A 22061-nucleotide genomic window follows, 5' to 3' on the forward strand; every position below is an offset into this window, starting at 1 on the left:
CGAAGCTGCCTGAGGTGCGAAGCCTTGGGGCTCTTAAGGATTGGAGGTGTCACTGATGGCTGTCGTTGTCCGCGCTCATGCCTTGAAACTCAGTTCACCTCCCGTCGGCTCGCGCTGATTCCGCAGCGAGCGACGGACCTTCCTCCAGGAGCTCGCCACCTTGGCACGCAAGTCTGACTTTTCCGAATCCTTCCAGTCCATCAAAAGCCGCAAGTCCAAGAACAGCCGGATCTTCTCAGAGGAAGACCACGCGCGGTTCGAGGAGATGCGCACCGACTTCGACGAGATGCCGCAGGACGACGGCCCGCCCAGCGGCGACCGATGGTCGATCTGGTGGGACTCCGAGCCGCTGCAGCGCGGCCCTGAACCCCGGCCGGCGTGGGTCATCACCGACCACGGGGCCGTCGACTACGAGCTCGGCGTCCTCAAGACCGGCAAGGAAGCCGACGTCTTCCTCATCGAACGCGCCGTACCCGGCACCGACCGGGCCGTGATCCTCGCGTCGAAGCGCTACCGCAGCGCCGAGCACACCCAGTTCAACCGGGCCGGGGACTACATGGCCGGGCGCGGCGCGAAGCGCTCGCGCGACGCCCGCGCGATGGCCAAGCGCACCACGTTCGGCCTCGAGCAGGCCGCGGGACGCTGGGCCGCCGCCGAGTTCGAGGCGCTCAAGCGCCTCTACAACGCCGGGGTCGCGGTCCCGTACCCGGTCCAGGTCCTCGGCCGCGAAGTGGTCATGGAGTTCATCGGCGACGGCCGCACCGCCGCGCCGCGGCTCGCCGAGACCAAGCCCGACGCGGACGAGCTCGAAAGCCTATGGGAGCAGGCCGCCGAGTCGCTGCGGCGCATGACCGAGCTCGGCTTCGCCCACGGCGACCTCTCGCCGTACAACACCGTGGTCGACGACGGCCGCCTCGTCGTCCTCGACCTCCCGCAGGTCGTGGACATCTACGCGAACCCGCTCGGAATGGGCTTCCTGGAGCGGGACGTCGAGAACCTCGGCTCGTGGTTCACCGCGCGCGGCATCGCCCGCGACGAGGTCGAAGACCTCCAGGCGGAGCTGAAGGCCTTGGCGGCCATGCCGTAGGCACGGGTGTGTCGGGGGCGGGTCATATCCTTATGGTGTGGCAGTTGATTACCGTCCCGCCCCCGGCACCATCCCGACAGCGCCGGGCGTCTACCGCTTTCGGGACCGCGACCGGCACGTCATCTACGTCGGCAAGGCCAAGAACCTCCGCAACCGCCTCAACTCCTACTTCGCAGACGAGACGCGGCTGCACGAGCGAACCCGCCGCATGGTCACCACGGCGCGCAGCGTCGAGTGGACCGTGGTCGCCACCGAGGTCGAGGCCCTCCAACTGGAGTGGACCTGGATCAAGGAGTACGACCCGCGCTTCAACGTCATGTTCAAGGACGACAAGTCCTACCCGTGGCTCGCCGTCACCGTGGGGGAGGAGTTCCCCCGCGCCCAGGTCATGCGCGGCTCGCGCCGCAAAGGCGTGCGCTACTTCGGGCCCTTCGGCTCGGCCTGGGCCATCCGCCAGACCCTCGACCTGCTCACCCGCGTCTTCCCGATCCGCACCTGCTCCGACTCGGAGTTCAAACGCTGCGAACGGATCGGACGCCCCAACCTGCTGGCCGACATCGGCAAGTGCTCCGCTCCCTGCGTCGGGCGGATCTCCGCCGAGGACTACCGCGAACTCGTGAACGGCTTCTGCGCCTTCATGTCCGGCGACCACGCCCCCGTCCGCAGGCGCCTCATCAAGGAGATGCAGGAAGCTTCCGAGGCCCTCGAATTCGAGAAGGCCGCGCGTCTGCGCGACGACATCGGCGCGCTCGACAAGGTCCTCGAACAGCAGGTCGTCGTCCTCGCCGAGGACGTCGACTGCGACGTGATGGCCGTGGCCGACGACGAGCTCGAAGCGGCCGTCCAGGTCTTCCACGTGCGCGGGGGCCGCATCCGCGGCCAGCGCGGCTGGGTCATCGACAAGGCCGAGCCGGTCGACCTGCCCGGGATCGTGGAGCGGTTCTGCCTCCAGTTCTACGGCGAGCAGAACGAGGTCGTGCCCCGCGAGGTGCTCGTCCCGGCCCTCCCCGACGACGCCGAAGCCCTCGCCGAACTCCTGTCCGAGCGCCGCGGCTCCAAGGTCGATCTGCGCGTGCCGCGCCGCGGCGACAAGCGCGCGCTCGCCGAGACCGTCGAGAAGAACGCGATCGAGAACCTTCAGCGCCACAAGCTCAAGCGTGCCGGTGACCTCACCGCCCGCTCGAAGGCCCTCGAAGAGCTCGCGGACGCCCTCGACCTGCCCGAGGCGCCGCTGCGGATCGAATGCTACGACGTCTCGCAGTCCCAGGGGGAGGACGTGGTCGCGTCGATGGTCGTCTTCGAGGACGGCCTGCCGCGCAAGAGCGAGTACCGCCGCTTCGTCATCAAGGGCGAGCGCAAGGACGACCTCGCCTCGCTCCAGGAGACGCTGCGCCGGCGCCTCGCGAGGCTCGCCGACCAGCCCGCCGGCTCGCCCACCGAAGAAGACGAGGAGCCCAAGCGCGGCTTCCGCTACCCGCCGCAGCTGCTCGTGGTCGACGGCGGCCAGCCGCAGGTCGCCGCCGCCGAGGCCGTCTTCGCCGAGCTCGGGATCGACACGGTCAACCTCGCCGGGCTCGCCAAGCGGCTCGAGGAGATCTGGCTTCCCGGCGAGGAGTACCCGGTGATCCTCTCGCGCACCTCCGAGGCCCTGTATCTCATGCAGCGCGTCCGCGACGAGGCCCACCGCTTCGCGATCTCCTTGCACCGCACCAGAAGGCGCAAGAGCCTGATCACGTCAGCCCTCGACGGCGTGCCCGGTCTCGGCGAGTCCAAGCGCAAGGCCCTCCTCAAGCAGTTCGGCTCGGTCAAGCGCATCCGGGAGGCCGAACTGTCCGATTTGGAAGCCGTTCCGGGGATCGGGCCGAAACTGGCCGAGGCTTTGCAGACACATCTGCGTAATCCCGATGACAACGGGGCTTGAGAAGCGGTAGGTAGTAATACGCTTGTCAGTTCGGCAAGCACATCGGCGCCGTGTCACCACGGCGGCAGGATCGATCTCGGGGATACTTGACTTATGGGTGTGGCAGCAGTGCAATCGGGTTCGACCGACCGCGGCGAATTGGACCTCGTCATCGTCACCGGCATTTCCGGCGGCGGCCGCTCGACGGTGGCGCGCGCACTGGAGAATGTCGGCTATTACGTCATCGACAACCTCCCCGAGTCGCTCGTCGGCCAGGCCGCCGAGTTGGCGGCGGCCGGGGGAGAAGAGGTGCGGCGCACCGCGATGGTCCTCGACGTGCGCTCGCGCGCGTTCATGACCGACCTCGTGGGGGTCATCGAGGACCTCCGCAAGGGCGGCTTCAAACCCCACCTGGTGTTCGTTGACGCCGATGACGACATCATCATCCGCCGCTTCGAGAAGGTCCGCCGCGCCCACCCGCTCCAGGGCGACGGGATGCTCGCGGACGGGATCGCCGCCGAGCGCCGCATCCTGGAGCCGGCGCGCGGTTCGGCCGACACGCTGTTCGACACGACGCACATGAACGAGAACCAGCTGCGGTCCCGCGTCGAGGAGGCCTTCCTCGCGCCCTCGACCCCGGGCCTCTCCTTCACCTGCATGTCGTTCGGTTTCAAGTACGGCATCCCGCGTGATGCGGACTACGTCGCCGACGTAAGATTCCTTCCCAACCCGTACTGGGTTCCCACCCTGCGCGAGCACACCGGGATCGACCAGGACGTCTCCGACTACGTTCTGGGCCAGGACGGCGCCGAGGAATTCGTCGCCGCCTACGCCTCCCTGCTGCTCGGCACTACCCGAGGGTTCGAACGGGAAGGCAAGCGATACATGACGATCGCCATCGGCTGCACGGGCGGCAAGCACCGCTCCGTCGCCATCGCCGAATCACTGGCGAAGCGTCTGAACGCCGCCGGGTTCCCAGCGAACACCCATCACCGCGACCGGGGCAACGAGTGACCGACGCGCCCAGTGGTTCGGTGACCGCGGCTTCGCCGCCGCAGCCGGACCGGTGGGCGCCAATGCCTCGGTCCGCCCACGCACCCCGATACCGAGGTAACCGCATGCTCAAAGTCGTGGCATTCGGCGGCGGGCGGGGCCTCTCGGCCTCGCTGCGCGCTCTCACGAAGCTCGACGTCGAGCTGACGGCGGTAGTGACCGTGGCCGACGACGGCGGCTCCACCGGGGACATCCGCGCCAACCGCCCGGTCCTGCCCCCCGGCGACCTGCGCAAGGCCCTCGTCGCCACCGCCGACCCTGGCAAGTCCGAGACCGCGCGCCTGTTCTCCCACCGCTTCGGCGGCGACGACTTCCTGACCGGCCATCCCGTCGGCAACGTGGTCCTCACCGGGCTCCTGGAACTCCACGCCAACCCGGTCGACGCCCTCGATTTCGCCGCGCGCCTCCTCGGCTCCCGCGCCCGCGTCCTCCCCATGTCCCGCACCCCGCTCGACATCGAGGCCGACCTCGAGGAGGGCCCCGGCATCCGCACCATCGTCGGCCAGCACAACGTCGCGATCGCCGACGGTAGCGTCAAGGACGTGCGCCTCCTGCCGGCGGTCGCCACCGCCTGCCCCGAGACCCTCGCGGCCGTCGCCGACGCCGACTGGCACATCTTCGGCCCCGGCTCCTGGTACACCTCGGTGATCCCGCACCTGCTCCTGCCCGACCTCCGCGAGGCCATCGGCGCCTCCAAAGCCAAGCGCATCGTCGTGCTCAACCTCTCGGAAGAGAAGGAGACCGACGGCCTGACCCTGGCCGGTCACGTCGACACGCTGCGTCGTTACTCCGAAGGTGTCCGGTTTCACTACGTCGTCTCAGGCGACACCCGAACCCTCGCCGATCCCGGATCGTTGAACAGTGCGGCACAATCGTTGGAGGCAGAGCTGGTCGCGGCGCACCTCGCCTCCGACGGCGTGACGCACGACGTCAGCGCTTTGGCTGCCGTATTGGGAAATCTGCTGGTCGAAGATGGTGGTTAACGAATGGCGATGACCTCGGAGGTCAAGGACGAACTCAGTCGCATCGAGGTGACGAAGTCCTGTTGCCAACGTGCCGAGCTGGGCGCGCTCTTCCGCTTCGCAGGCGGGCTGCACCTCGTCGGCCAGGGCAACGTCGTGGTCGAGGCCGAGGTCGACGCCGGCAACGTCGCCCGCCGCGCCAAGCGCATGATCAACGATCTGTACCACTACGAGTCCGAGATCCACGTCCTCGTCGCCGCAGGGCTGCGCCGCAACAACCACTACCTGCTGCGCGTCATGGCCGACGGCCAGGCGTTCTCCAAGCAGATCGGCCTCACCGACCAGCGCGGCTACCCGATCCGGGGCCTGCCCAACCACGTCGTCGGCGCCTACCCGTGCTGCGCCGAGGCCGCCTGGCGCGGGGCCTTCCTCGCCCGCGGCTCGCTCACCGAGCCCGGCCGCTCCTCGGCCCTCGAGGTCACCTGCCCCGGCCCGGAGTCCGCGCTCGCGCTCGTCGGCGCCGCCCGCCGACTCGGCATCGCCGCCAAGTCCCGTGACGTGCGCGGCGTCGACCGCGTGGTCATCCGCGACGGCGACGCCATCGGCGAACTGCTCACCCGCCTCGGCGCCCACTCCTCCGTCCTCACCTGGGAGGAGCGGCGCGTCCGCCGCGAGGTCCGCGCCACCGCCAACCGCCTCGCCAACTTCGACGACGCCAACCTGCGCCGCTCGGCCCGCGCCGCCGTCGCCGCCGCCGCGAAGGTCACGCGCGCCCTCGAAGTCCTCGGCGACGACGTCCCCGGGCACCTCGCCTCGGCCGGGCGCCTGCGCCTCGACCACCGCCAGGCCTCCCTGGAGGAGCTCGGCGCGCTCGCCGACCCGCCGCTCACCAAGGACGCGATCGCCGGGCGGATCCGCCGCCTCATCAACATGGCGACCAAGCGCGCCCAGGAGCACGGCATCCCTGGTCCCGACGATGTTGTCGCCGAAGAGGAAATGCTCGTCGGCTGAACCGCGGACGACCTTTCGTCCATGGGCGCGGTACGTCGCACCGGCGGACTTCCAAGAGCTACGCTTAACCGCGATGTCACACCCCCGTCCCGGGTGTGACATGATCGGGGGGAACCGGCCGCTAAGGGTTCAGGAACCACAGCGGTAGGGTCAAAGAGTGCTCGGCGACGAGGCCGAACAGCGATCTGTTCCACCGTCGCTATTCGGTTGAACGGATCGTGTGCGAGACCGCCTCCGGTCTCAGTCAGTTATCCGATCCTGTTCAAGCGAGGAGATGGCCAAGTGACCATCCGCGTTGGCGTCAACGGCTTCGGCCGCATTGGGCGCAACTTCTTCCGGGCGGTTCTCGCCTCCGGTGCCGACATCGAAATCGTCGCCTTCAACGACCTGGGCGACCTCAACACCATCGCCAACCTGCTCAAGTACGACTCGATCCTCGGGCGCCTGCCGTACGAGGTCAAGGTCGGCGAAGGCGAGATCACGGTCAACGGCAAGACCATCAAGGCCTTCAGCGAGCGCGACCCGAAGAACCTCCCGTGGGGCGAGGTCGGCGCCGACGTCGTCATCGAGTCCACCGGCTTCTTCACCGACGGCACGAAGGCCGCCGCCCACATCGAAGGCGGCGCCAAGAAGGTCATCATCTCCGCTCCGGCGAAGAACGAGGACATCACCATCGTCATGGGCGTGAACAACGACCTGTACGACGGCGAGAAGCACCACATCATCTCGAACGCCTCCTGCACCACCAACTGCCTGGCTCCCATGGCCAAGGTCCTCAACGACGCCATCGGCATCGAAAAGGGCCTCATGACCACGATCCACGCGTACACGCAGGACCAGAACCTGCAGGACGGCCCGCACAGCGACCCGCGTCGCGCCCGCGCCGCCGCCCTGAACGTCGTGCCCACCACGACCGGCGCCGCCAAGGCCGTCGGCCTGGTGCTGCCCGAGCTCAACGGCAAGCTCGACGGCTACTCCCTGCGCGTCCCGGTCCCGACCGGCTCGATCACGGACCTCACCTTCGAGGCGTCCCGCGAGGTCACCGCCGAAGAGGTCAACGCCGCGCTCAAGGCCGCCGCCGAGGGCCCGCTCAAGGGCATCCTCTACTACACCGAGGACCCGATCGTGTCCAAGGACATCGAGGGCGACCCGCACTCGTGCATCATCGACGGCCTCCTGACCAAGACCATCGGCAACCAGGTCAAGGTCTTCGGCTGGTACGACAACGAGTGGGGCTTCTCGAACCGCCTCGTCAGCCTCGTCGAACTGGTCGGTTAACAGTCTGATGAAGACGCTCGACGAACTCCTGCAGGAGGGCGTCAACGGTCGGCGCGTACTCGTACGCGCCGACCTCAACGTCCCTCTCGACGGGAAGAACATCACCGACGACGGCCGCATCCGCGCCGTCGCCCCCACGGTCAAGGCGCTGGCCGAGGCCGGCGCCCGCGTCGTGGTGTGCTCGCACCTGGGCCGCCCCAAGGGCGAGCCCGACCCCGCCTTCTCGCTGGCCCCCGTGGCCCAGCGCCTCGGCGAGGTCCTCGGCCGCGAGGTCGCCTTCGCGACCGACACCGTCGGGACGGACGCCGAGAACAAGGCCGTCGCCCAGAGCGACGGCGACGTCCTCCTGCTGGAGAACCTGCGTTTCAACAAGGGTGAGACCAGCAAGGACGACGTTCAGCGGGCCGAGTTCGCCGGCCAGCTCGCCGCGTTCGGCGACGTGTACGTGGACGACGCCTTCGGCGCCGTACACCGCAAGCACGCCTCCGTGTACGACGTGGCGAAGCAGCTCCCGCACTACGCGGGCTGGCTCATCGCCAAAGAGGTCGAGGTCCTCTCGAAGCTCACCGGCAAGCCCGAGCAGCCGTACGTGGTCATCCTCGGCGGCGCGAAGGTCTCCGACAAGCTCGCGGTCATCGACAACCTGCTCGACAAGGTCGACACGCTCATCGTCGGCGGCGGCATGATGTTCACCTTCCTCGCGGCCCAGGGCTACGAGGTCGGTTCATCGCTGCTCGAGAAGGACCAGATCGAGGTCTGCAAGGACTACCTCGAGCGCGCCGCGAAACTCGGCGTCGAACTGCTGCTGCCGGTCGACACGACCACCGCCGCCGAGTTCGCCGCCGACGCCGAACCGCTCACCGTGGGCGTCGACGCGATCCCGGCCGACCGCATGGGCCTGGACATCGGCCCCGAGTCCGCGAAGCTCTTCGCGGCCCGGATCGCCGGAGCCAAGACCGTGTTCTGGAACGGCCCGATGGGCGTCTTCGAATTCCCCGACTACGCTGCCGGCACCAAGACCGTCGCGCAGGCGCTCGTGGACTCCGAGGCGTTCAGCGTGGTAGGCGGCGGCGACTCCGCCGCCGCGGTCCGCACCCTCGGCCTGCCCGAGAACGGCTTCGGCCACATCTCGACCGGCGGAGGGGCGAGCCTCGAATACCTCGAGGGCAAGACCCTGCCCGGCCTGGACGCACTGGAGAATTGAAGATGACTCAGACCCGCAAGCCGCTCATCGCCGGCAACTGGAAGATGAACCTCAACCACCTCGAAGCGATCGCACTGGTGCAGAAGCTGGCCTTCAGCCTCACCCGCGAGCAGCTCGAAGCGGTCGAGACCGTCGTTCTCCCGCCGTTCGTCGACATCCGCAGCGTGCAGACGCTCGTCGACGGCGACAAGCTCACCATCGGCTTCGGCGCCCAGGACCTGTCGGCGCACCCGTCCGGTGCCTACACCGGCGAGATCGCCGGCTCGATGCTCGCGAAGCTCGGCTGCTCGTACGTGGCCGTCGGCCACTCCGAGCGCCGCCAGTACCACGAAGAGGGCGACGAACTGGTGGCCGCCAAGGTCCGCCAGGCCCTCAACAACGGCATCAGCCCGATCCTGTGCGTCGGCGAAGCGCTGGACGTCCGTGAGGCGGGGAACCACATCTCGCACTCGGTCAGCCAGCTGATCGCCGCCGTCGACGGCCTCACCGAAGAGGAGCTCGAGAAGGTCGTCGTGGCTTACGAGCCCGTCTGGGCCATCGGCACGGGCCGCACGGCCAGCGCCGAGGACGCCCAGGAGGTCATCGGCGCGCTGCGTCAGGCACTCGCCGACAAGTTCGGCGCCGTGGCAGAGCGGGTCCGGATCCTCTACGGCGGTTCGGTGAAGTCCTCCAACGTCGCCCAGATCATGGGCAAGAAGGACATCGACGGCGCCCTTGTCGGCGGTGCGAGCCTCGACGCCGAAGAGTTCGCCAAGATCGTGCGCTTCCCGGAACACGCGGGAGCGTAAGCAAATCTGCCCACAGCGCCGAGCTGAGCGCTGAGGGCGTCAAGCAGGGCCGCCGCACAGCGTTGTGCGGCGGCTCCTTTGCGTTTCAGGCTGCGGTTTCCCACTGGGGAGACTTCGCGGTCCCGGGAAAGACCATGGTTTGGTTTTAAGTTAGACTCGGCCGTGGCCCGCGCCCCATAACGGGCCAGAATTGCTGAGAGGACACCCGATCACCGATGATGACGGTTCTGAGTTACACCCTGATGATCCTGCTGCTGGTCTCCAGCGCGGTCCTGATCCTCATGGTGCTGCTGCACAAGGGCAAGGGCGGCGGTCTGTCGAGCATGTTCGGCGGCGGCATGTCCTCGGTCGCCTCGGGCTCCTCGGTGGCGGAGAAGAACCTCACCCGGATCACCATCGGCGTGGGCGTCATCTGGTTCGCCTGCATCGTGGCCTTCGGCCTCCTCCTGCGCGCCGTCGTCTAGGCGACAACAGAACTTCACTGAAGGCCCCGACCGCGAAGCGGTCGGGGCCTTCAGCTCACCGCCCGATGCCAGGGCGGCCCCGCACCCCTCTGGAGCACCCCCATGAACTCCTTCATCAACCTTGCTTCGATATTCGTCTTCGCCTTCTTGATCGGTGGGTCGGTGTACGTCGGGCTGCGCTTGGTCTTCCGGGCTGAGGACTCCCCTCGGACGAAGAAGATCATCAAAATCTCCGCTCTTTCTGCAGTGCTTCTGGCCTATCTCGGATTCGGGCTCTCCTCGATGCGCTCGCCGGAAGAGGATCCAGTGGTGGCGGCCGGAACGTTGACCTTGGAGTCGGACGTCGATTTGAAGGTGTCGGTCGAGGTCGAGGAATGGAAGCAGTCATTCGACGGATTCGGGTTGGTCTGGCCGCCCGCCGGGGAGCTGGCCGCACCGGGGCCCGGTGAACAGATCCTGGGAACCATCACAGGCGAGCTCGCAGATCCGGTGCTGACCCGACGAGCCACGATCGGCATCGGAGGCGGTGGGATCACCGGCTTCAAGTGCGAGGTCGAAGGCATCGAAGACCAGGCGCAGACGGTCGCCTTCCTGAACGCCTGCTGGGAAGCCGCGAAGGTGAGCGGTGTGGACACCAGCGCTGGAAGCGAATGGATCACCGAGGCGGTCGCGGCGGCGTTCGAGCAGGAATCGGAGATCCTCCGCTCCACAGAGACGGTATGCCCCGCCGAACTCACCCTGTTGTCGGTCGCCACCGCAGACACCTACCACGTGCTGACCTTCAACGTCTTCCCGTCGCAGACCGACTGCTGAGTCGAGTCAGGTCGGTTCGCTGTGTACGGGTAGAACTGATCCATGGGTTTTCACGATGGCGAGTGGATCGGGAAGCGCGCTGCACGGCGCTTGGCCGAGTTCGGGCACTGCACGATCCTTCCCGGGCTTTCCGAGGACGAGTTCGAGCGCATCGAAGGCGAGTTCGGGTTCGCGTTCGCCGATGACCACCGGGCATTCCTGGCCGCCGGTCTACCGTCCGGGCCCGGTAGGTGGCCTGATTGGCGCGCAGGCGATTCGAACGCGCTACGCGGTCAGCTCGGATGGCCGGTCGAGGGGCTGCTGTTCGACGTGGAGAACAACGACTTCTGGGTCGAGGACTGGGGCGACCGCCCAGACTCCATGGATGATGCCTTCGCTGTTGCAGGGCGTCACCTGGCCGCGGTGCCGAAGATGGTTCCGATCTATGGACACCGGTACCTGCCTCCGGGCCGGGGAACCTGGGGCCACCCTGTCCTGTCGATGCACCAGGCGGACATCATCTTTTATGGAGCCGACCTGGTGGACTACGTCGGCAGGGAGTTCGCGCCGGACCGGACGCCAGTGGGTGCGGATGTCGTGGCGACGGTGCCGTTCTGGACGGATGTGCTGGATGCGAACAACGACCCCGAAGCGACGTACCCGCTGAAGCTCAAGCCCCGATGAGGGTTGGATTGCGAAGTAGGCGAACCTCGCCTGGACACTGCTGATTCGTGGTGGGATGCCATTCATGAAGGCAGTGGTGTTGCCTCGCTATGGCGGGGCCGATGAACTCGAGATCGCCGATGTTCCGCAGCCGCCTTGCGGGGCGGGCGGGGTGCTCATACAGCTCAAGGCGACCTCGGTGAACCCCGTGGACTGGAAGCTCGGGGCCGGGTACCTCGATGCGGGCATTCCGGGGGAGTTCCCGCTCATTCCCGGGTGGGACGCGGCCGGGGTCGTCGTCGAGGTCGGGGCGGAGGTCACCGAGTTCGCGGCCGGTGACGAGGTGTTCGGCTATGTGCGCCGTCCCGTCGCCAAGTGGGGGACCTACGCCGAGTACACGATCGCCGAGCCGGGCATGATCACCAGGAAGCCCGCGAACCTCGACTGGGGGTCGGCCGCAGGGCTGCCGCTCGTCGGCTTGACGGCGCTTCAATGCCTTGATGCCGTGCGGGTCAAGGAAGGCGACACTGTGCTCGTCCATGCCGCCGCGGGCGGGGTCGGGACCATGGCCGTCCAGATCGCGAAGGCGCGCGGTGCCCGTGTCATCGGTACCGCGAGCGAGCGGAACCACGACTACCTTCTCGCGTTCGGCGCAGAGCCGGTCGAGTACGGTCCCGGACTGCTGGAACGGATCAGACGGCTGGTTCCGGAGGGCCCGGATGCCGCGTTGGATGCGGCAGGGGGCGGCGCGATCGAGTTGTCGCTCGAGGCCGGGACGGATCCGTCCCGGGTCGTCTCGATCATGGATCCCGCGGTCAGAGAGCAAGGCGGCGAGTACGTGTTCGTGAGCGCGGACTCGGAAGACCTGCGCCAGCTCGCGGCGCTCACCGAGGCGCGGCACCTGACCGTGCCGATCTCGGAGACGTATCCGCTGGATCAGACCGCGGACTCCTGGCGTGCGAGTCAGACCGGCCGGACCCGGGGGAAGATCATTCTTCGTATCTCCTAGGGACGGACCGACTCTTGAAGGGGCCGTGCGTGAGTGCACGGCTCCTTCCTTTATGTGAAACCATTTCGTTGCAGTCTTTACAGTGTGTGCTTTACGTCATAGAATTGCTGAGGGCGGTGCCCCAGCCGCTCCGGCCGGTGACTCCACGGCGACACCCAGGGGAGTCGCGCGGTCTCCCTACCCGCGGACGCCCTGTTGTGGTCGTGCGGTCACGGCGTCGCCCGCCGGCGGCGAGTGCGCACGGTCGATATCCACAGAAGATCCCCCGGTCTGTGAGGAGCGATCACACATATGTCCAACGGACAAGCCATCCGAGGCACTCGAATCGGCGCCACCCCAGGACTCCACCTGGAACGCGGCGAGCCGGTGCCCCGGCAGAACATCAAGTACTGGTGCGCCAACGGACACGAGACAGCACTGTCATTCGCGCTCTACGTCGAAGTGCCGAACGAATGGGACTGCACCTGCTGCGGGTGGCCCGCCAGCCCCGACCAGGACAATCCCCCGGAACGCCGTACTGCCAAACCGTACAAATCCCATCTCACGTACGTACGCGAGCGCCGCAGCGATGAAGAGGCCGAAGACCTCCTCGCGGAGGCCCTCGCCGCCCGCGCCGCCGCGCGCGGCGAGCGCTCCCTCTACTAGCCCCCTTGCGAGGCCGGGGATCGAGCGGCCCTGCATATATTGATGGCCCGGATCGAACGATCCGGGCCACGAGTCTGCCTGCAACTGGGTCTCGCACCCTAGCGTCGCTGGAGCTGATTGGTCATTTGACCAATCCAGGCATCGATCTGCGTTTGGAGTCTCGGGTTCGATGCCAGCATGGTGCGGACCTCGGGCCAGGCCGCATGGACCCGCTTGGCGACGTCTGCCGCAAGCTCGGGAAGATCGGCTTCAAAGGTCCCGAGACGGTTGCGGATTCTGAACGCGAGGCGCTCGAATCCACTGAGAGTGACATCCTGGAATCTTCTGCTGCCGTTGAACTTCAAGCCGAAATCCTCCGGCTCATCTGAAGGGCGGTATGGCGCAGTCGCGACGAGGTCGTAAGCCGGTGACAATTTCGGGCGTCGACGGTCGCGATAGATCAGCGACCAATTCTTGAGGTGAGCATCCCCGTTGCCGATCACCGCATTGAATGCGATTCGACGAGTCGCTTCTACAAGTGAGTCCTCGTCATGGCCGCGGTATGCCGTCAGCAGGACCGTCGCGAACGAGCTCGCGTACTTGCCGCTGCCATGGTGTGGTTCGGTGGCCCAACGATCGAGTACCTGCGCAAAGTCCTCAATATGCACGAGACTGCGTTTTTCGGTTCGGTCGAACCTCCGAACCGCATAAGCAACCGACTCGCGATTTGGCCACATCACGCTGGGCAGGCCGTCAAGCTGGTCGCGATGGACGAGCGTAACTTCCGGGATCTCGATCCCCGCCCGAGCTGCGAGTGTCATCATCGCGTATTCGTTGAGCGGTACATCCGGGAACCGATGGTCGGGGAATTTTACGATCCAGTCCCCGCGCTCGTCGGCTGCCGGGACCGAGAGCCGATCGCCATGGCGGAGCATTGAAAACTTCAGCGCAACACCTGCGAAGGAAAAACGCCATGGTGAGGATGACCCAGCAGCGCCCGGCGGCTGCGGGCGGTGGATGACCTCGTCTTCCGGCCAGATGGACTCCTCTGAGTCACCGTCCACCGGTGCGACCCTGATGGCGCCAGGGAGATCTGCGCCAAGCTGAGCAAGCAGCTCCATCTCGCGGTCAGAGGAGACGTCTCGGTCTCTAGCGACCCACTGCCTCAACGGTCCTTCTGGAAGAAGGTTAGAGAACCACGGAGGGAGCCGGAGCGCCGCCCGATATGGCTGATCACGGTGTTGTTCGAAACGCAACCCCAGCACGGGCCTGGCTGGATCGTCGAAGTAGTCGTCGCTGAAGTTGAAGCGTGTCTCGTCCCCTCGCTGAACGAGTGTTCCGACTCGCAGCTCATACAGATAGACGCCGTAGCGGCGCTCGGGAGGAATGGGCACCGGCCGATCCTAACTGTCCCCGTCGAGTTCGAACAACGCGATATCGGGGGTATCCTCGAGGTCCCACTCGGTCATACGGATCAAGAACCTCCGGAGTTGACGGTCGATGGCAGCACCTCGATGTTCAAGGAAGCCGTGGAAATCATCGCCCCGGAGCATGTTGACTGCGGCTTCGTCGAGAAGATGCGAGTGGAATGTTGAAGCGGTTGCCTGTTGGTCGACAATCGGGCTGGAGAGCACGGACACCAGGTCGTCCACAGGCTCCGAAACCGAAGGGAGCAGCAGATAGTTGGCGGGAGAGGACGATCTGCCTCCGCGCCGGGGAATGTACAGCTGTTGGACCGCATCGCGTGCGGTGCTGTTTCGGTCGATCGCGGCTTCGATGTCGGCGATGGTGAAAGGTTCCCCGGTCTCGAATGATCGCGGCCGCAATTCCCACCAAGAACAGAGAATGTGCTTGGAAGACGCGGTGTTCGTGCGCAGCATTTCCGGCGTTGGGGGAATCTCATGTTTTCCAGCAATGGCTGCCAGAAGCCCTTGGACCGATTCGGTTTCCTTCCCAGGGACGATCCTACGTGGCAAGGCGCGGTTCATTTGAGTGAAGCTGCCTTTGAAAATGGTTGGACCCGCGATTGCCGTACGCCAGTACCAGCGGCGCAGTAGCAGCAAGGAGTTGGACGAGGGGTCAGGGAAGTGAGCGAAGAACCGTGTCAGGACCACGAGAAGTGATTCATACGAGAGCATCGAGATATGAGGGACTCCGGCGGAGTGCTGAAGGAAGTGCACGGCTTGCTCCAGCGCAACTGCACAGTTTTCGCGTGCCTCCTCGTCGGTTTCCTCGGGGAAGTCGCCTGAACCCTGATCACTTCGCTGATCGAACTCAGAGCGGACATCGCGCATCGGGTCGGTGCCCCTTCGAGCGAGGAACGCAGCAAGAATCGCCCGTTCAGGGATAATGCCGAACTGCGTGGTGGCGTTGATTCTCTCTGCGATCTTCGACAATGTCAATTGCTTGTCGGCTTCAGCCTCAGGCGATGCAGTGAGCGCTTCAAAGATTTCTGAGCGGCTCAGCCTCTTCCCATAATTGTTCATACGGTCGAAGATGTCGGTGAGAGTCGCCTGATCGCCGTGCTCGACGAGGTAGGCCGGGATGCGGTATTCCCGCAGCCGCTTTGCAACACGGGTGGCCTCTGCCAGGCGCTCGGGGTTGTGTTGCACTCCGCGCTTCGCGAACCAGCCGAGCAGTTTCTCGAGGTCCCACAACACCGGAAGTGGGATAAGAGATTCTGAGGATCGATTGCGGGCAGACGGCGTAGTGAAGTTCTTGGTGTCGAGGTCGTAGTAAAGGTTGAATCGATCGTCTCCGGCACCATCGGAATGTAGCGCGTTTGCGAGTGAGATGATGCGCTGCTGTCCATCGACGACCCACCAGGCCTGATCATTGGCGGGTGCCTCGATCGACAACGCTCCGAGCGTCAGAGTTTCGGCGTCGGCGTTCCGGACCCAGAGCAGGAGGCTGCCGATCGGATAACCGCGAAGGATGCTGTCGAAGAGTCGGATGACGTCCTTGGATGACCATCGAAACCCGCGCTGAAAGTGAGGGACGCGGATGATGCCCTTCCAAGCGTATCTCATCACATCGTCCATGGGGAATGCGTCAGCGCGGGGCTGGGCTTCAAGCCGCTCTTCGGTCACAGGTGAGTCTTCCTTGACAGCTGGTACTTAGGATTCCAGTACAAGAATACGTTGTGAGTCAAATCGGGACGTCACACAATGCAAGCGAGGGCCCGGATCGGACGATCCGGGCCCTCGGCGTTGGTGCTAGAACTCCAGGTGCTTCAAGTTCGCCGCAGCGTCCTTGTCGATGAGCCACCTGGTGTGGCCCACAGCCTGGACGCGGCCCGCGGGCAGCTCCCGCTTCGAGAGCGCTTCGTCGACCGCTTCGGCCTTGCCCGCACCCGAGGCGATGATCCACGCCGCCGTGGCGGAGTTGATCGCCGTCATCGTCAGCGAGACGCGCTCCGGCGGCGGCTTGGGGGAGTTGCGAACCCCCACGGCCGCAACCGCATCGACGTCGAGCGCCGGGTTCCCCGGGAACAGCGACGCGACGTGCCCGTCCTCGCCGATGCCCAAGAGCAGCAGGTCGAACGCCGGAGTGCCTTCGCCGCCGGCGGCTTTCGCCAACTCGGCCCGGTACAGCTCAGCGGCTTCCTCGGGAGTCGCAACGGCGTCGGCCGCGGCCATCGGGTGGACCCTCGCCGGATCCACCTTCAGGTGGTCCAGGAACGCCTCCCGCGCCTGCGTCTCGTTCCGCTCCGGGTCGCCGGACGGCAGGAACCGCTCGTCGCCCCACCAGAAGTCGACCTTCGACCAGTTCACGACCGTGCGGATCGGTGAACCCAGGATGTTCTGGTACACCTTCGCCGCGATCCGGCCGCCCGTCAGCACGATCGACGCCTCGCCGCGGTGCGCCTGCGCGTCCGCCAGCCGGTTGATCAGCCGCGAGGCCACGGCCTCGGCGAGGACGTCGGCGTCGTTGTGGACGATCACCGCACCCGAACGGCTCATGCGCTCGCCCGCTCGGCCACGTAGTGCTCCTGGAAGGTGTCCAGCACCTTCCGGTAAGCCGTGTCGGGGTCGATGTGCCGCAGCTCCTCGGCGAGCAGCTGACCGAGCGTGCGGCCCTGCAGCGTCTGGCGGCGCTTCGGCAGCCCCGCCTGGCGCAGCACGGTGGTGCCGTCGGCCTTCCGCTCGACCTCCATCGTCTCGCCGCCGGCCATCGTGAACGCCACCGAGGCGATCGCGGGCAGGTGCTCGGAGTTGCGCTCCACCTCGGTGTCGACGATCTCCGGCGACACGCCCAGACGCGTGTGCAGCCACGCGGCCATGAGCTGCGCCGACGGGTCGTCGTCGTCCGCCTTGATGGTGATCTTCTCGACCGCGTGCGTCACCCCGTCGAAGGCGCTGGCGATGAGCGAGCGCCACAGGCTGATGCGGGTCCAGCAGATGTCGGTGTCCCCGGCCGCGTACGTCTCGGCGCGCCGGTACAGCGACTGCACCGGGTCCGAGGCGCGGGCCGAGTACGTGATGCGGCGGTCGGCGAAGCTGCGCAGTTCCTGCTCCAGGCCGTAGCGGACCGGGTCGAGGAGCCACCAGGTGACCACCGGGACGTCGGAGGCCAGCATGGGCAGCACGATCGAGCTCAGGTGCGCGGCGGCCGGGCCGTCGAGGCGCAGGATGATCGCCTCGGCGGAGCCGAGCCGCTCGCCCACGGTCACTTCGGCGTCGATGCGCGGCTCGGTGGCTTCGAGGTCGCGCGGGATCGCCATGATGAGCCGGTACGGGTGTTCCTGCGCGGCGACCGAGGCGGCGTTCTCGACCTCTTCGCGTTCGTCCTCAGTGGTCAGCGCCACGAGGTTGAGCGCGAGGCTGGAACCGCCGCCGACCTCATGCAGGAGCCCGTCGAGGGCCTTCATGATGCCGCCGGTGGTGGTGTCCTTCAGATGCACTTCCAGACTCCCCTTCTAGGCCCGGCGCCAGCGGCGGCCGGATGCTTGCAGCATGAGATCGGCGCCCGTCGGGCCCCAGGTCCCGGACTCGTACGGTTCGGGCTTGGTACCGGCCCAGAACTCCTCGAGCGGGTCGACCACGGCCCAGGACGCGTCCACTTCCTGCGCGTCCGGGAACAGGGTCTTGTCGCCCAGCAGGACGTCCAGGATGAGCCGCTCGTACGCCTCGGGGCTGGACTCGGTGAAGGTCTCGCCGTAGCCGAAGCCCATCGAGATGTCCCGCAGCTCCATGCCGGTGCCGGGGACCTTCGAACCGAACTTCACGGTGATGCCCTCGTCCGGCTGGACGCGGATGACCAGCTGGTTGTTGCCGAGCGTCTTGGTGTCGTAGTCGGCGAACGGCATGTGCGGGGCCTCCTTGAAGACCACCGCGATCTCGGTGACCCGCTTGGGGAGCCGCTTGCCGGTGCGCAGGTAGAACGGGACGCCGTTCCAGCGCCGGTTCTGGATGCCGAGCTGGACCGCCGCGTAGGTCTCGGTGGTCGAGGTCGGCGGGATGTTCTCCTCGGCCAGGTAGCCCTGGACGGGGCGGCCCTGGACCCAGCCGTCCGCGTACTGGCCGCGGATGGCGGTGGCTTCGAGGTCGTCGTGGAGCTTGATGGCCCGCAGGACCTTCAGCTTCTCGGTGCGGATCTCCTCGGCCTCGAACCCGTTGGGCTGCTCCATGGCCGCGATGGCGAGGAGCTGCAGCACGTGGTTCTGGAGGACGTCGCGGGCGGCGCCGTTGTCGTCGTAGAACCCGGCCCGGGAGCCGATGCCGACGTCCTCGGCCATGGTGATCTGGACGTGGTCGACGTAGTTGGAGTTCCAGATCGGCTCGAACATGGCGTTGGCGAAGCGCAGCGCGAAGATGTTCTGCACCGTCTCCTTGCCGAGGTAGTGGTCGATGCGGAACACGTCGTTCGCGGTGAACACGTCGTCGACGAGCTGGTTCAGCTCGGCCGCGGAGGAGCGGTCCTCGCCGAAGGGCTTCTCGACCACGACGCGGCGCCAGCCGCCGCCGTCCTGGCGGTTGTCCGACATGCCGGTCCGCTTGAGCTGCTTGAGCACCGTGGGGAACGCGAGCGGCGGAATCGAGAAGTAGAACGCCGCGTTGCCGACGATGCCGTGCGTGATGCGCAGCTCGTCGACCGTGGCGTCGAGCTTGTCGAACGCCTCGTCGTCGTCGAACGTGCCGGGCACGAACTTGAAGTTGCCGGCGAGCCGGGCCCAGACCTCTTCGCGCCACGGGGTGCGCGCGTGGGACTTGGCGGACTCGCGGGCCATCTCCTCGAACGTCTCGTCGCCCCAGTCGCGGCGGGCGAAGCCGACGATCACGAACGACGCCGGGAGCAGGCCCCGGTTGGCGAGGTCGTAGACCGCCGGGATCAGCTTCTTCTTCGCGAGGTCGCCGGTGACGCCGAAGATCACCAGAGCGCAGGGCTCGGGGATCCGCGGGAGCCGCCGGTCGGCGGGGTCGCGGAGCGGGTTGGTGGAATGCAGGGTCTCGCCCATCTAGCTCAGCTCCCTCACGGCGTGGAGCAGCTGGTTGACGCCGCGCTTGCGGTCGGTCAGGTGCAGGCGCACGAGCGGGCGCTCGCGCGATTCGAGGGCCTGGCGGTCCCCGGCGGCCTGCGCGGCCTGGAGCCCGGCGAAGGTGTAGTCGCGGCCCGGGATGACCAGGTCTTCCCCGACCTCGCCGGTGATCTGCAGGAACACGCCGGTCTGGCGGCCGCCCTTGTGGAACTGGCCGGTCGAGTGCAGGAAGCGCGGCCCCCAGCCCCAGGTGACGGGCGCGCCGGTGCGGTCGGCCAGCTCGGCCCGGAGCTTCGCCACTTCGGCGTCGTCGATCCGGTCCAGGTAGGCCATCACGGCGATGTAGGCGTTGTCGCTGTCGGCGTCGAGCAGGAGCTCGCCGAGGGCGCCGGTCACGGTCGTCGAGTGCGAGCCGTAGATCTCCACCGCGCCGTCGACGGCGTGCGGACGCTCGTCCGGGAGGCCGTCGGCGAGGATGCGGTTGGTGTTGTTCTTGGACTCGGTCACGTTGGGCTGGTTGAACGGGTCGATGCCGATCAGGTAGCCCGCGTACGCGGTCGCGAGTTCCCACGCGAGGAACTGGGCGCCCAGGGGGCCGTTGACGACCACGTCGGGCATCGCCAGCGCCGAACCGGAGTTCGGCAGGCCGGTCGAGGAGCCCCCGACGGTGGCGTACACGCGGTCGGAGCCGCGCGAGCCCGGTGCCGAGAGGCTTTCGAGCACGACCGGGAGCGTGCCCTTGCCGTTCTTGCCGAGGGACTCGGCGATGAGCTGCTCGGCCCAGTCGCCCAGGCCCACGATGCCGGTGCCGTCGTCGGCGATGGTGATCGTCGGCTTGGCCGCGATGACCGCGCCCAGCACGACCGCCGGGTCGTCGTCTTCGCTGCCGATGGTGGCCGCGAAGGCCTCCGCCTGATCGATGAGCTCGGCCACGTCGGCGCCCGCGAGCGCGGTCGGGACGAGCCCGAACGCGGTCAGGGCCGAGTAACGCCCGCCCACGTTGGCGTCGGCGAGGAACAGGTGCGAGCCCTGCTCGGTCGCGAGCGCCTCGAGGGCGGAGCCGGGGTCGGTGACGAACACGAAGCGGTTCGCGTGCTCGGTGATCCCGACGCCCTCGAAGGCCTTCTCGAAGGCGCGACGCTGGGAGTCGGTCTCCACGGTGGAGCCGGACTTGGAGGACACGACGACGGCGGTGCGCCGGAGCGAGGCCTCGCCGAGCTCGGCGATGATCTGACCGGGGTCGGTCGTGTCGAGGATGCTGATGCCCAGGTCCAGGGTCCGCGAGATGACCTCGGGGGCGAGCGAGGAGCCGCCCATGCCCGCGAGGGCGATGTGGTCGATGCCCTGCTCGTGGAACTCGGCGCGCAGCTTCGCGAGCGGCGCGAGGAGCTCCTTCGACTGGATGAAGGTGTCGACCCAGCCGAGCCGGATCGCGGCCTCTTCTTCGGCCTCGGGGCCCCACAGGGTGGCGTCTTTGGCGGCGACCTTGGCGGGGATGCCCTCGCCCCGGAGCCGTGCGATCGCCGCATTCACGTCTACGCCGGTGGTGACCGCGAGGCCTCCGGCGGCTTCCATCTTGCCCATCGGATCGCTCACTTCTGTTCTCCACTCGTGCTGAGCTTCGACTCGATCTGGTCCAGGAGCTGCTTCCAGCTGACGATGAACTTCTCCACGCCCTCGTCCTCGAGGACCTGGACGACGTCGGCGTAGTCGATGCCGACGTCCTTGAGGCGGAGCATGACCTCGGCGGCGTCGTTGTAGAACGGGCGCACCGTGTCCGGCTCGGTCTCGCCGTGGTCGGCGTAGTCGCGGAGCGTGCCTTCGGGCATCGTGTTGACGGTGCCGGGGGCGACGAGGTCCTCGACGTAGAGCACGTCGCGGTACGAGGGGTCCTTGACCGACGTCGACGCCCACAGCGGGCGCTGCGGGTGGGCGCCGGCCGCGGCCAGGGCCTCCCAGCGCGGGGACGCGACGACGTTCTCGAACTCCTGGTACGCCAAGCGCGCGTTGGCGACCGCGGCCTTGCCCTTGAGGGCCAGCGCGAGGTCGGTGCCGATGCCGTCCAGCCGCTTGTCGATCTCGGAGTCCACACGGGACACGAAGAACGAGGCGACGGAACGGATCGCGGAGAGGTCGATCCCGGCCGCCTTGGCGGACTCCAGGCCCGCCATGTAGGCGTCCATGACCTCGCGGTAGCGCTCGAGCGAGAAGATCAGCGTCACGTTGACGCTGATGCCCGCCGCGATCGCGGCCGTGATGGCGGGGAGTCCGGCCTTGGTGGCGGGGATCTTGATCATCGTGTTCGGCCGGTCCACGGCCCACCACAGGGCCTTGGCCTCGGCGATGGTCGCCTGCGTCTCGTGGGCGAGGCGCGGGTCGACCTCGATGGACACGCGGCCGTCCTGGCCCCCGGTGGTCTCGAAGACCGGGGCCAGGACGTCCGCCGCCCAGCGGATGTCGAAGGTGGTGATGGCGCGAGCGGCCTCGTCGACGCTCGTTTTGCGGACCGCGAGGTCGGCGATCTGCTCGTCGTAGCCGCTGCCCTTGGCAAGGGCCGCAGCGAAAATGGACGGGTTCGAGGTGACGCCCACAACGGACGACCCGGCGATGAGGTCCTTCAGGTTGCCCGTTTCCAGGCGTTCACGCGAGATGTCGTCCAACCAGACCGACACACCCGCTGCGGACAATCCCGCGAGGTTCTCGTTCGCGCTCATCGGTGTTCCTCCAGCTTTCCAGCTAGTTCTTCGA

The 22061-nt window shown here is 67.1% G+C and carries 20 protein-coding genes; 13 read left to right on the forward strand and 7 right to left on the reverse strand.

What is annotated here, in order from left to right; all coding sequences use genetic code 11:
• Nucleotides 1-160: 160 nt before the first annotated feature.
• The 13 genes from ACFO8M_RS17985 (at nt 161) to ACFO8M_RS18045 (ending at nt 12856) form a co-directional block, all read left to right on the forward strand.
• Complete coding sequence (locus tag ACFO8M_RS17985) at nt 161-1087, forward strand: serine protein kinase RIO (RefSeq protein WP_387978070.1); 927 nt, start codon at nt 161-163, stop codon at nt 1085-1087.
• 37 nt (nt 1088-1124) lie between these two features.
• Complete coding sequence (uvrC, locus tag ACFO8M_RS17990; RefSeq protein ID WP_387978072.1) at nt 1125-3008, forward strand: excinuclease ABC subunit UvrC; 1884 nt, start codon at nt 1125-1127, stop codon at nt 3006-3008.
• 93 nt (nt 3009-3101) lie between these two features.
• Nucleotides 3102-4001, forward strand: coding sequence for an RNase adapter RapZ (gene rapZ, locus ACFO8M_RS17995; RefSeq protein WP_387978074.1), 900 nt, complete (start codon nt 3102-3104; stop codon nt 3999-4001).
• A 104-nt stretch (nt 4002-4105) separates the two neighbouring features.
• The gene (locus ACFO8M_RS18000; protein WP_387978075.1) at nt 4106-5023 is read left to right on the forward strand and encodes a gluconeogenesis factor YvcK family protein; all 918 of its coding nucleotides are present in this window, start codon (nt 4106-4108) and stop codon (nt 5021-5023) included.
• Between the two features lie 3 nt (nt 5024-5026).
• Nucleotides 5027-6013 (forward strand): DNA-binding protein WhiA, encoded by a 987-nt coding sequence (gene whiA, locus ACFO8M_RS18005; protein ID WP_387978077.1) that lies wholly within the window; start codon nt 5027-5029, stop codon nt 6011-6013.
• A gap of 282 nt (nt 6014-6295) precedes the next feature.
• Nucleotides 6296-7291, forward strand: a complete 996-nt coding sequence (gene gap / locus ACFO8M_RS18010) for a type I glyceraldehyde-3-phosphate dehydrogenase (protein WP_387978079.1) — start codon at nt 6296-6298, stop codon at nt 7289-7291.
• A 7-nt stretch (nt 7292-7298) separates the two neighbouring features.
• Nucleotides 7299-8495, forward strand: a complete 1197-nt coding sequence (locus tag ACFO8M_RS18015; RefSeq protein WP_387978081.1) for a phosphoglycerate kinase — start codon at nt 7299-7301, stop codon at nt 8493-8495.
• 2 nt (nt 8496-8497) lie between these two features.
• Complete coding sequence (gene tpiA / locus ACFO8M_RS18020; RefSeq protein WP_387978083.1) at nt 8498-9283, forward strand: triose-phosphate isomerase; 786 nt, start codon at nt 8498-8500, stop codon at nt 9281-9283.
• Between the two features lie 215 nt (nt 9284-9498).
• Nucleotides 9499-9747 carry a preprotein translocase subunit SecG gene (gene secG, locus ACFO8M_RS18025; RefSeq protein WP_387978085.1) on the forward strand — a complete coding sequence of 83 codons (249 nt, stop codon included), beginning with the start codon at nt 9499-9501 and terminating at the stop codon, nt 9745-9747.
• Nucleotides 9748-9849: 102 nt separating this feature from the next.
• Entirely contained in the window at nt 9850-10560 is a 711-nt protein-coding gene (locus ACFO8M_RS18030; RefSeq protein WP_387978087.1) for a hypothetical protein, read from the forward strand.
• 42 nt (nt 10561-10602) lie between these two features.
• Complete coding sequence (locus tag ACFO8M_RS18035) at nt 10603-11223, forward strand: hypothetical protein (RefSeq protein WP_387978089.1); 621 nt, start codon at nt 10603-10605, stop codon at nt 11221-11223.
• 64 nt (nt 11224-11287) lie between these two features.
• Nucleotides 11288-12211, forward strand: a complete 924-nt coding sequence (locus ACFO8M_RS18040) for an NADP-dependent oxidoreductase (RefSeq protein ID WP_387978091.1) — start codon at nt 11288-11290, stop codon at nt 12209-12211.
• Between the two features lie 291 nt (nt 12212-12502).
• A complete protein-coding gene (locus ACFO8M_RS18045) occupies nt 12503-12856 on the forward strand; it encodes an RNA polymerase-binding protein RbpA (protein ID WP_387978093.1) in 354 nt (117 codons plus the stop codon).
• A gap of 98 nt (nt 12857-12954) precedes the next feature.
• On the opposite strand, the gene ACFO8M_RS18050 is transcribed toward ACFO8M_RS18045, so the two are convergent.
• The 7 genes from ACFO8M_RS18050 to tal all read right to left on the reverse strand — a co-directional run bounded on the left by ACFO8M_RS18050 (nt 12955) and on the right by tal (nt 22027).
• Nucleotides 12955-14229, reverse strand: a complete 1275-nt coding sequence (locus tag ACFO8M_RS18050) for a type II toxin-antitoxin system HipA family toxin (RefSeq protein ID WP_387978095.1) — start codon at nt 14227-14229, stop codon at nt 12955-12957.
• 9 nt (nt 14230-14238) lie between these two features.
• Entirely contained in the window at nt 14239-15924 is a 1686-nt protein-coding gene (locus tag ACFO8M_RS18055) for a DUF262 domain-containing protein (RefSeq protein WP_387978097.1), read from the reverse strand.
• 126 nt (nt 15925-16050) lie between these two features.
• On the reverse strand, nt 16051-16797 hold the full coding sequence (gene pgl / locus ACFO8M_RS18060; RefSeq protein ID WP_387978099.1) for a 6-phosphogluconolactonase: 747 nt from the start codon (nt 16795-16797) through the stop codon (nt 16051-16053).
• The gene (locus ACFO8M_RS18065; protein ID WP_387978101.1) at nt 16794-17738 is read right to left on the reverse strand and encodes a glucose-6-phosphate dehydrogenase assembly protein OpcA; all 945 of its coding nucleotides are present in this window, start codon (nt 17736-17738) and stop codon (nt 16794-16796) included. The genes pgl and ACFO8M_RS18065 overlap by 4 nt, the downstream gene beginning before the upstream one ends.
• Nucleotides 17739-17753: 15 nt before the next feature.
• Nucleotides 17754-19292, reverse strand: a complete 1539-nt coding sequence (zwf, locus tag ACFO8M_RS18070) for a glucose-6-phosphate dehydrogenase (RefSeq protein WP_387978103.1) — start codon at nt 19290-19292, stop codon at nt 17754-17756.
• Complete coding sequence (locus ACFO8M_RS18075) at nt 19293-20909, reverse strand: glucose-6-phosphate isomerase (protein WP_387978105.1); 1617 nt, start codon at nt 20907-20909, stop codon at nt 19293-19295.
• A complete protein-coding gene (gene tal, locus ACFO8M_RS18080) occupies nt 20906-22027 on the reverse strand; it encodes a transaldolase (protein WP_387978107.1) in 1122 nt (373 codons plus the stop codon). The genes ACFO8M_RS18075 and tal overlap by 4 nt, the downstream gene beginning before the upstream one ends.
• Between the last annotated feature and the right edge of the window lie 34 nt (nt 22028-22061).

Origin of the sequence: Glycomyces rhizosphaerae (genome assembly GCF_042647865.1) — a bacterium.
Lineage (GTDB): Bacteria > Actinomycetota > Actinomycetes > Mycobacteriales > Micromonosporaceae > Glycomyces > Glycomyces rhizosphaerae.

What these genes read in the sequence shown, in the direction of transcription:
- rapZ (WP_387978074.1), top strand. Translation starts at nt 3,102, where the DNA reads ATGGGTGTGGCAGCAGTGCAATCGGGTTCGACCGACCGCGGCGAATTG.
- ACFO8M_RS18000 (WP_387978075.1), top strand. Translation starts at nt 4,106, where the DNA reads ATGCTCAAAGTCGTGGCATTCGGCGGCGGGCGGGGCCTCTCGGCCTCG.
- whiA (WP_387978077.1), top strand. Translation starts at nt 5,027, where the DNA reads ATGGCGATGACCTCGGAGGTCAAGGACGAACTCAGTCGCATCGAGGTG.
- ACFO8M_RS18015 (WP_387978081.1), top strand. Translation starts at nt 7,299, where the DNA reads ATGAAGACGCTCGACGAACTCCTGCAGGAGGGCGTCAACGGTCGGCGC.
- tpiA (WP_387978083.1), top strand. Translation starts at nt 8,498, where the DNA reads ATGACTCAGACCCGCAAGCCGCTCATCGCCGGCAACTGGAAGATGAAC.
- secG (WP_387978085.1), top strand. Translation starts at nt 9,499, where the DNA reads ATGATGACGGTTCTGAGTTACACCCTGATGATCCTGCTGCTGGTCTCC.
- ACFO8M_RS18030 (WP_387978087.1), top strand. Translation starts at nt 9,850, where the DNA reads ATGAACTCCTTCATCAACCTTGCTTCGATATTCGTCTTCGCCTTCTTG.
- ACFO8M_RS18035 (WP_387978089.1), top strand. Translation starts at nt 10,603, where the DNA reads ATGGGTTTTCACGATGGCGAGTGGATCGGGAAGCGCGCTGCACGGCGC.
- ACFO8M_RS18040 (WP_387978091.1), top strand. Translation starts at nt 11,288, where the DNA reads ATGAAGGCAGTGGTGTTGCCTCGCTATGGCGGGGCCGATGAACTCGAG.
- ACFO8M_RS18045 (WP_387978093.1), top strand. Translation starts at nt 12,503, where the DNA reads ATGTCCAACGGACAAGCCATCCGAGGCACTCGAATCGGCGCCACCCCA.
- pgl (WP_387978099.1), bottom strand. Translation starts at nt 16,797, where the DNA reads ATGAGCCGTTCGGGTGCGGTGATCGTCCACAACGACGCCGACGTCCTC.
- zwf (WP_387978103.1), bottom strand. Translation starts at nt 19,292, where the DNA reads ATGGGCGAGACCCTGCATTCCACCAACCCGCTCCGCGACCCCGCCGAC.
- tal (WP_387978107.1), bottom strand. Translation starts at nt 22,027, where the DNA reads ATGAGCGCGAACGAGAACCTCGCGGGATTGTCCGCAGCGGGTGTGTCG.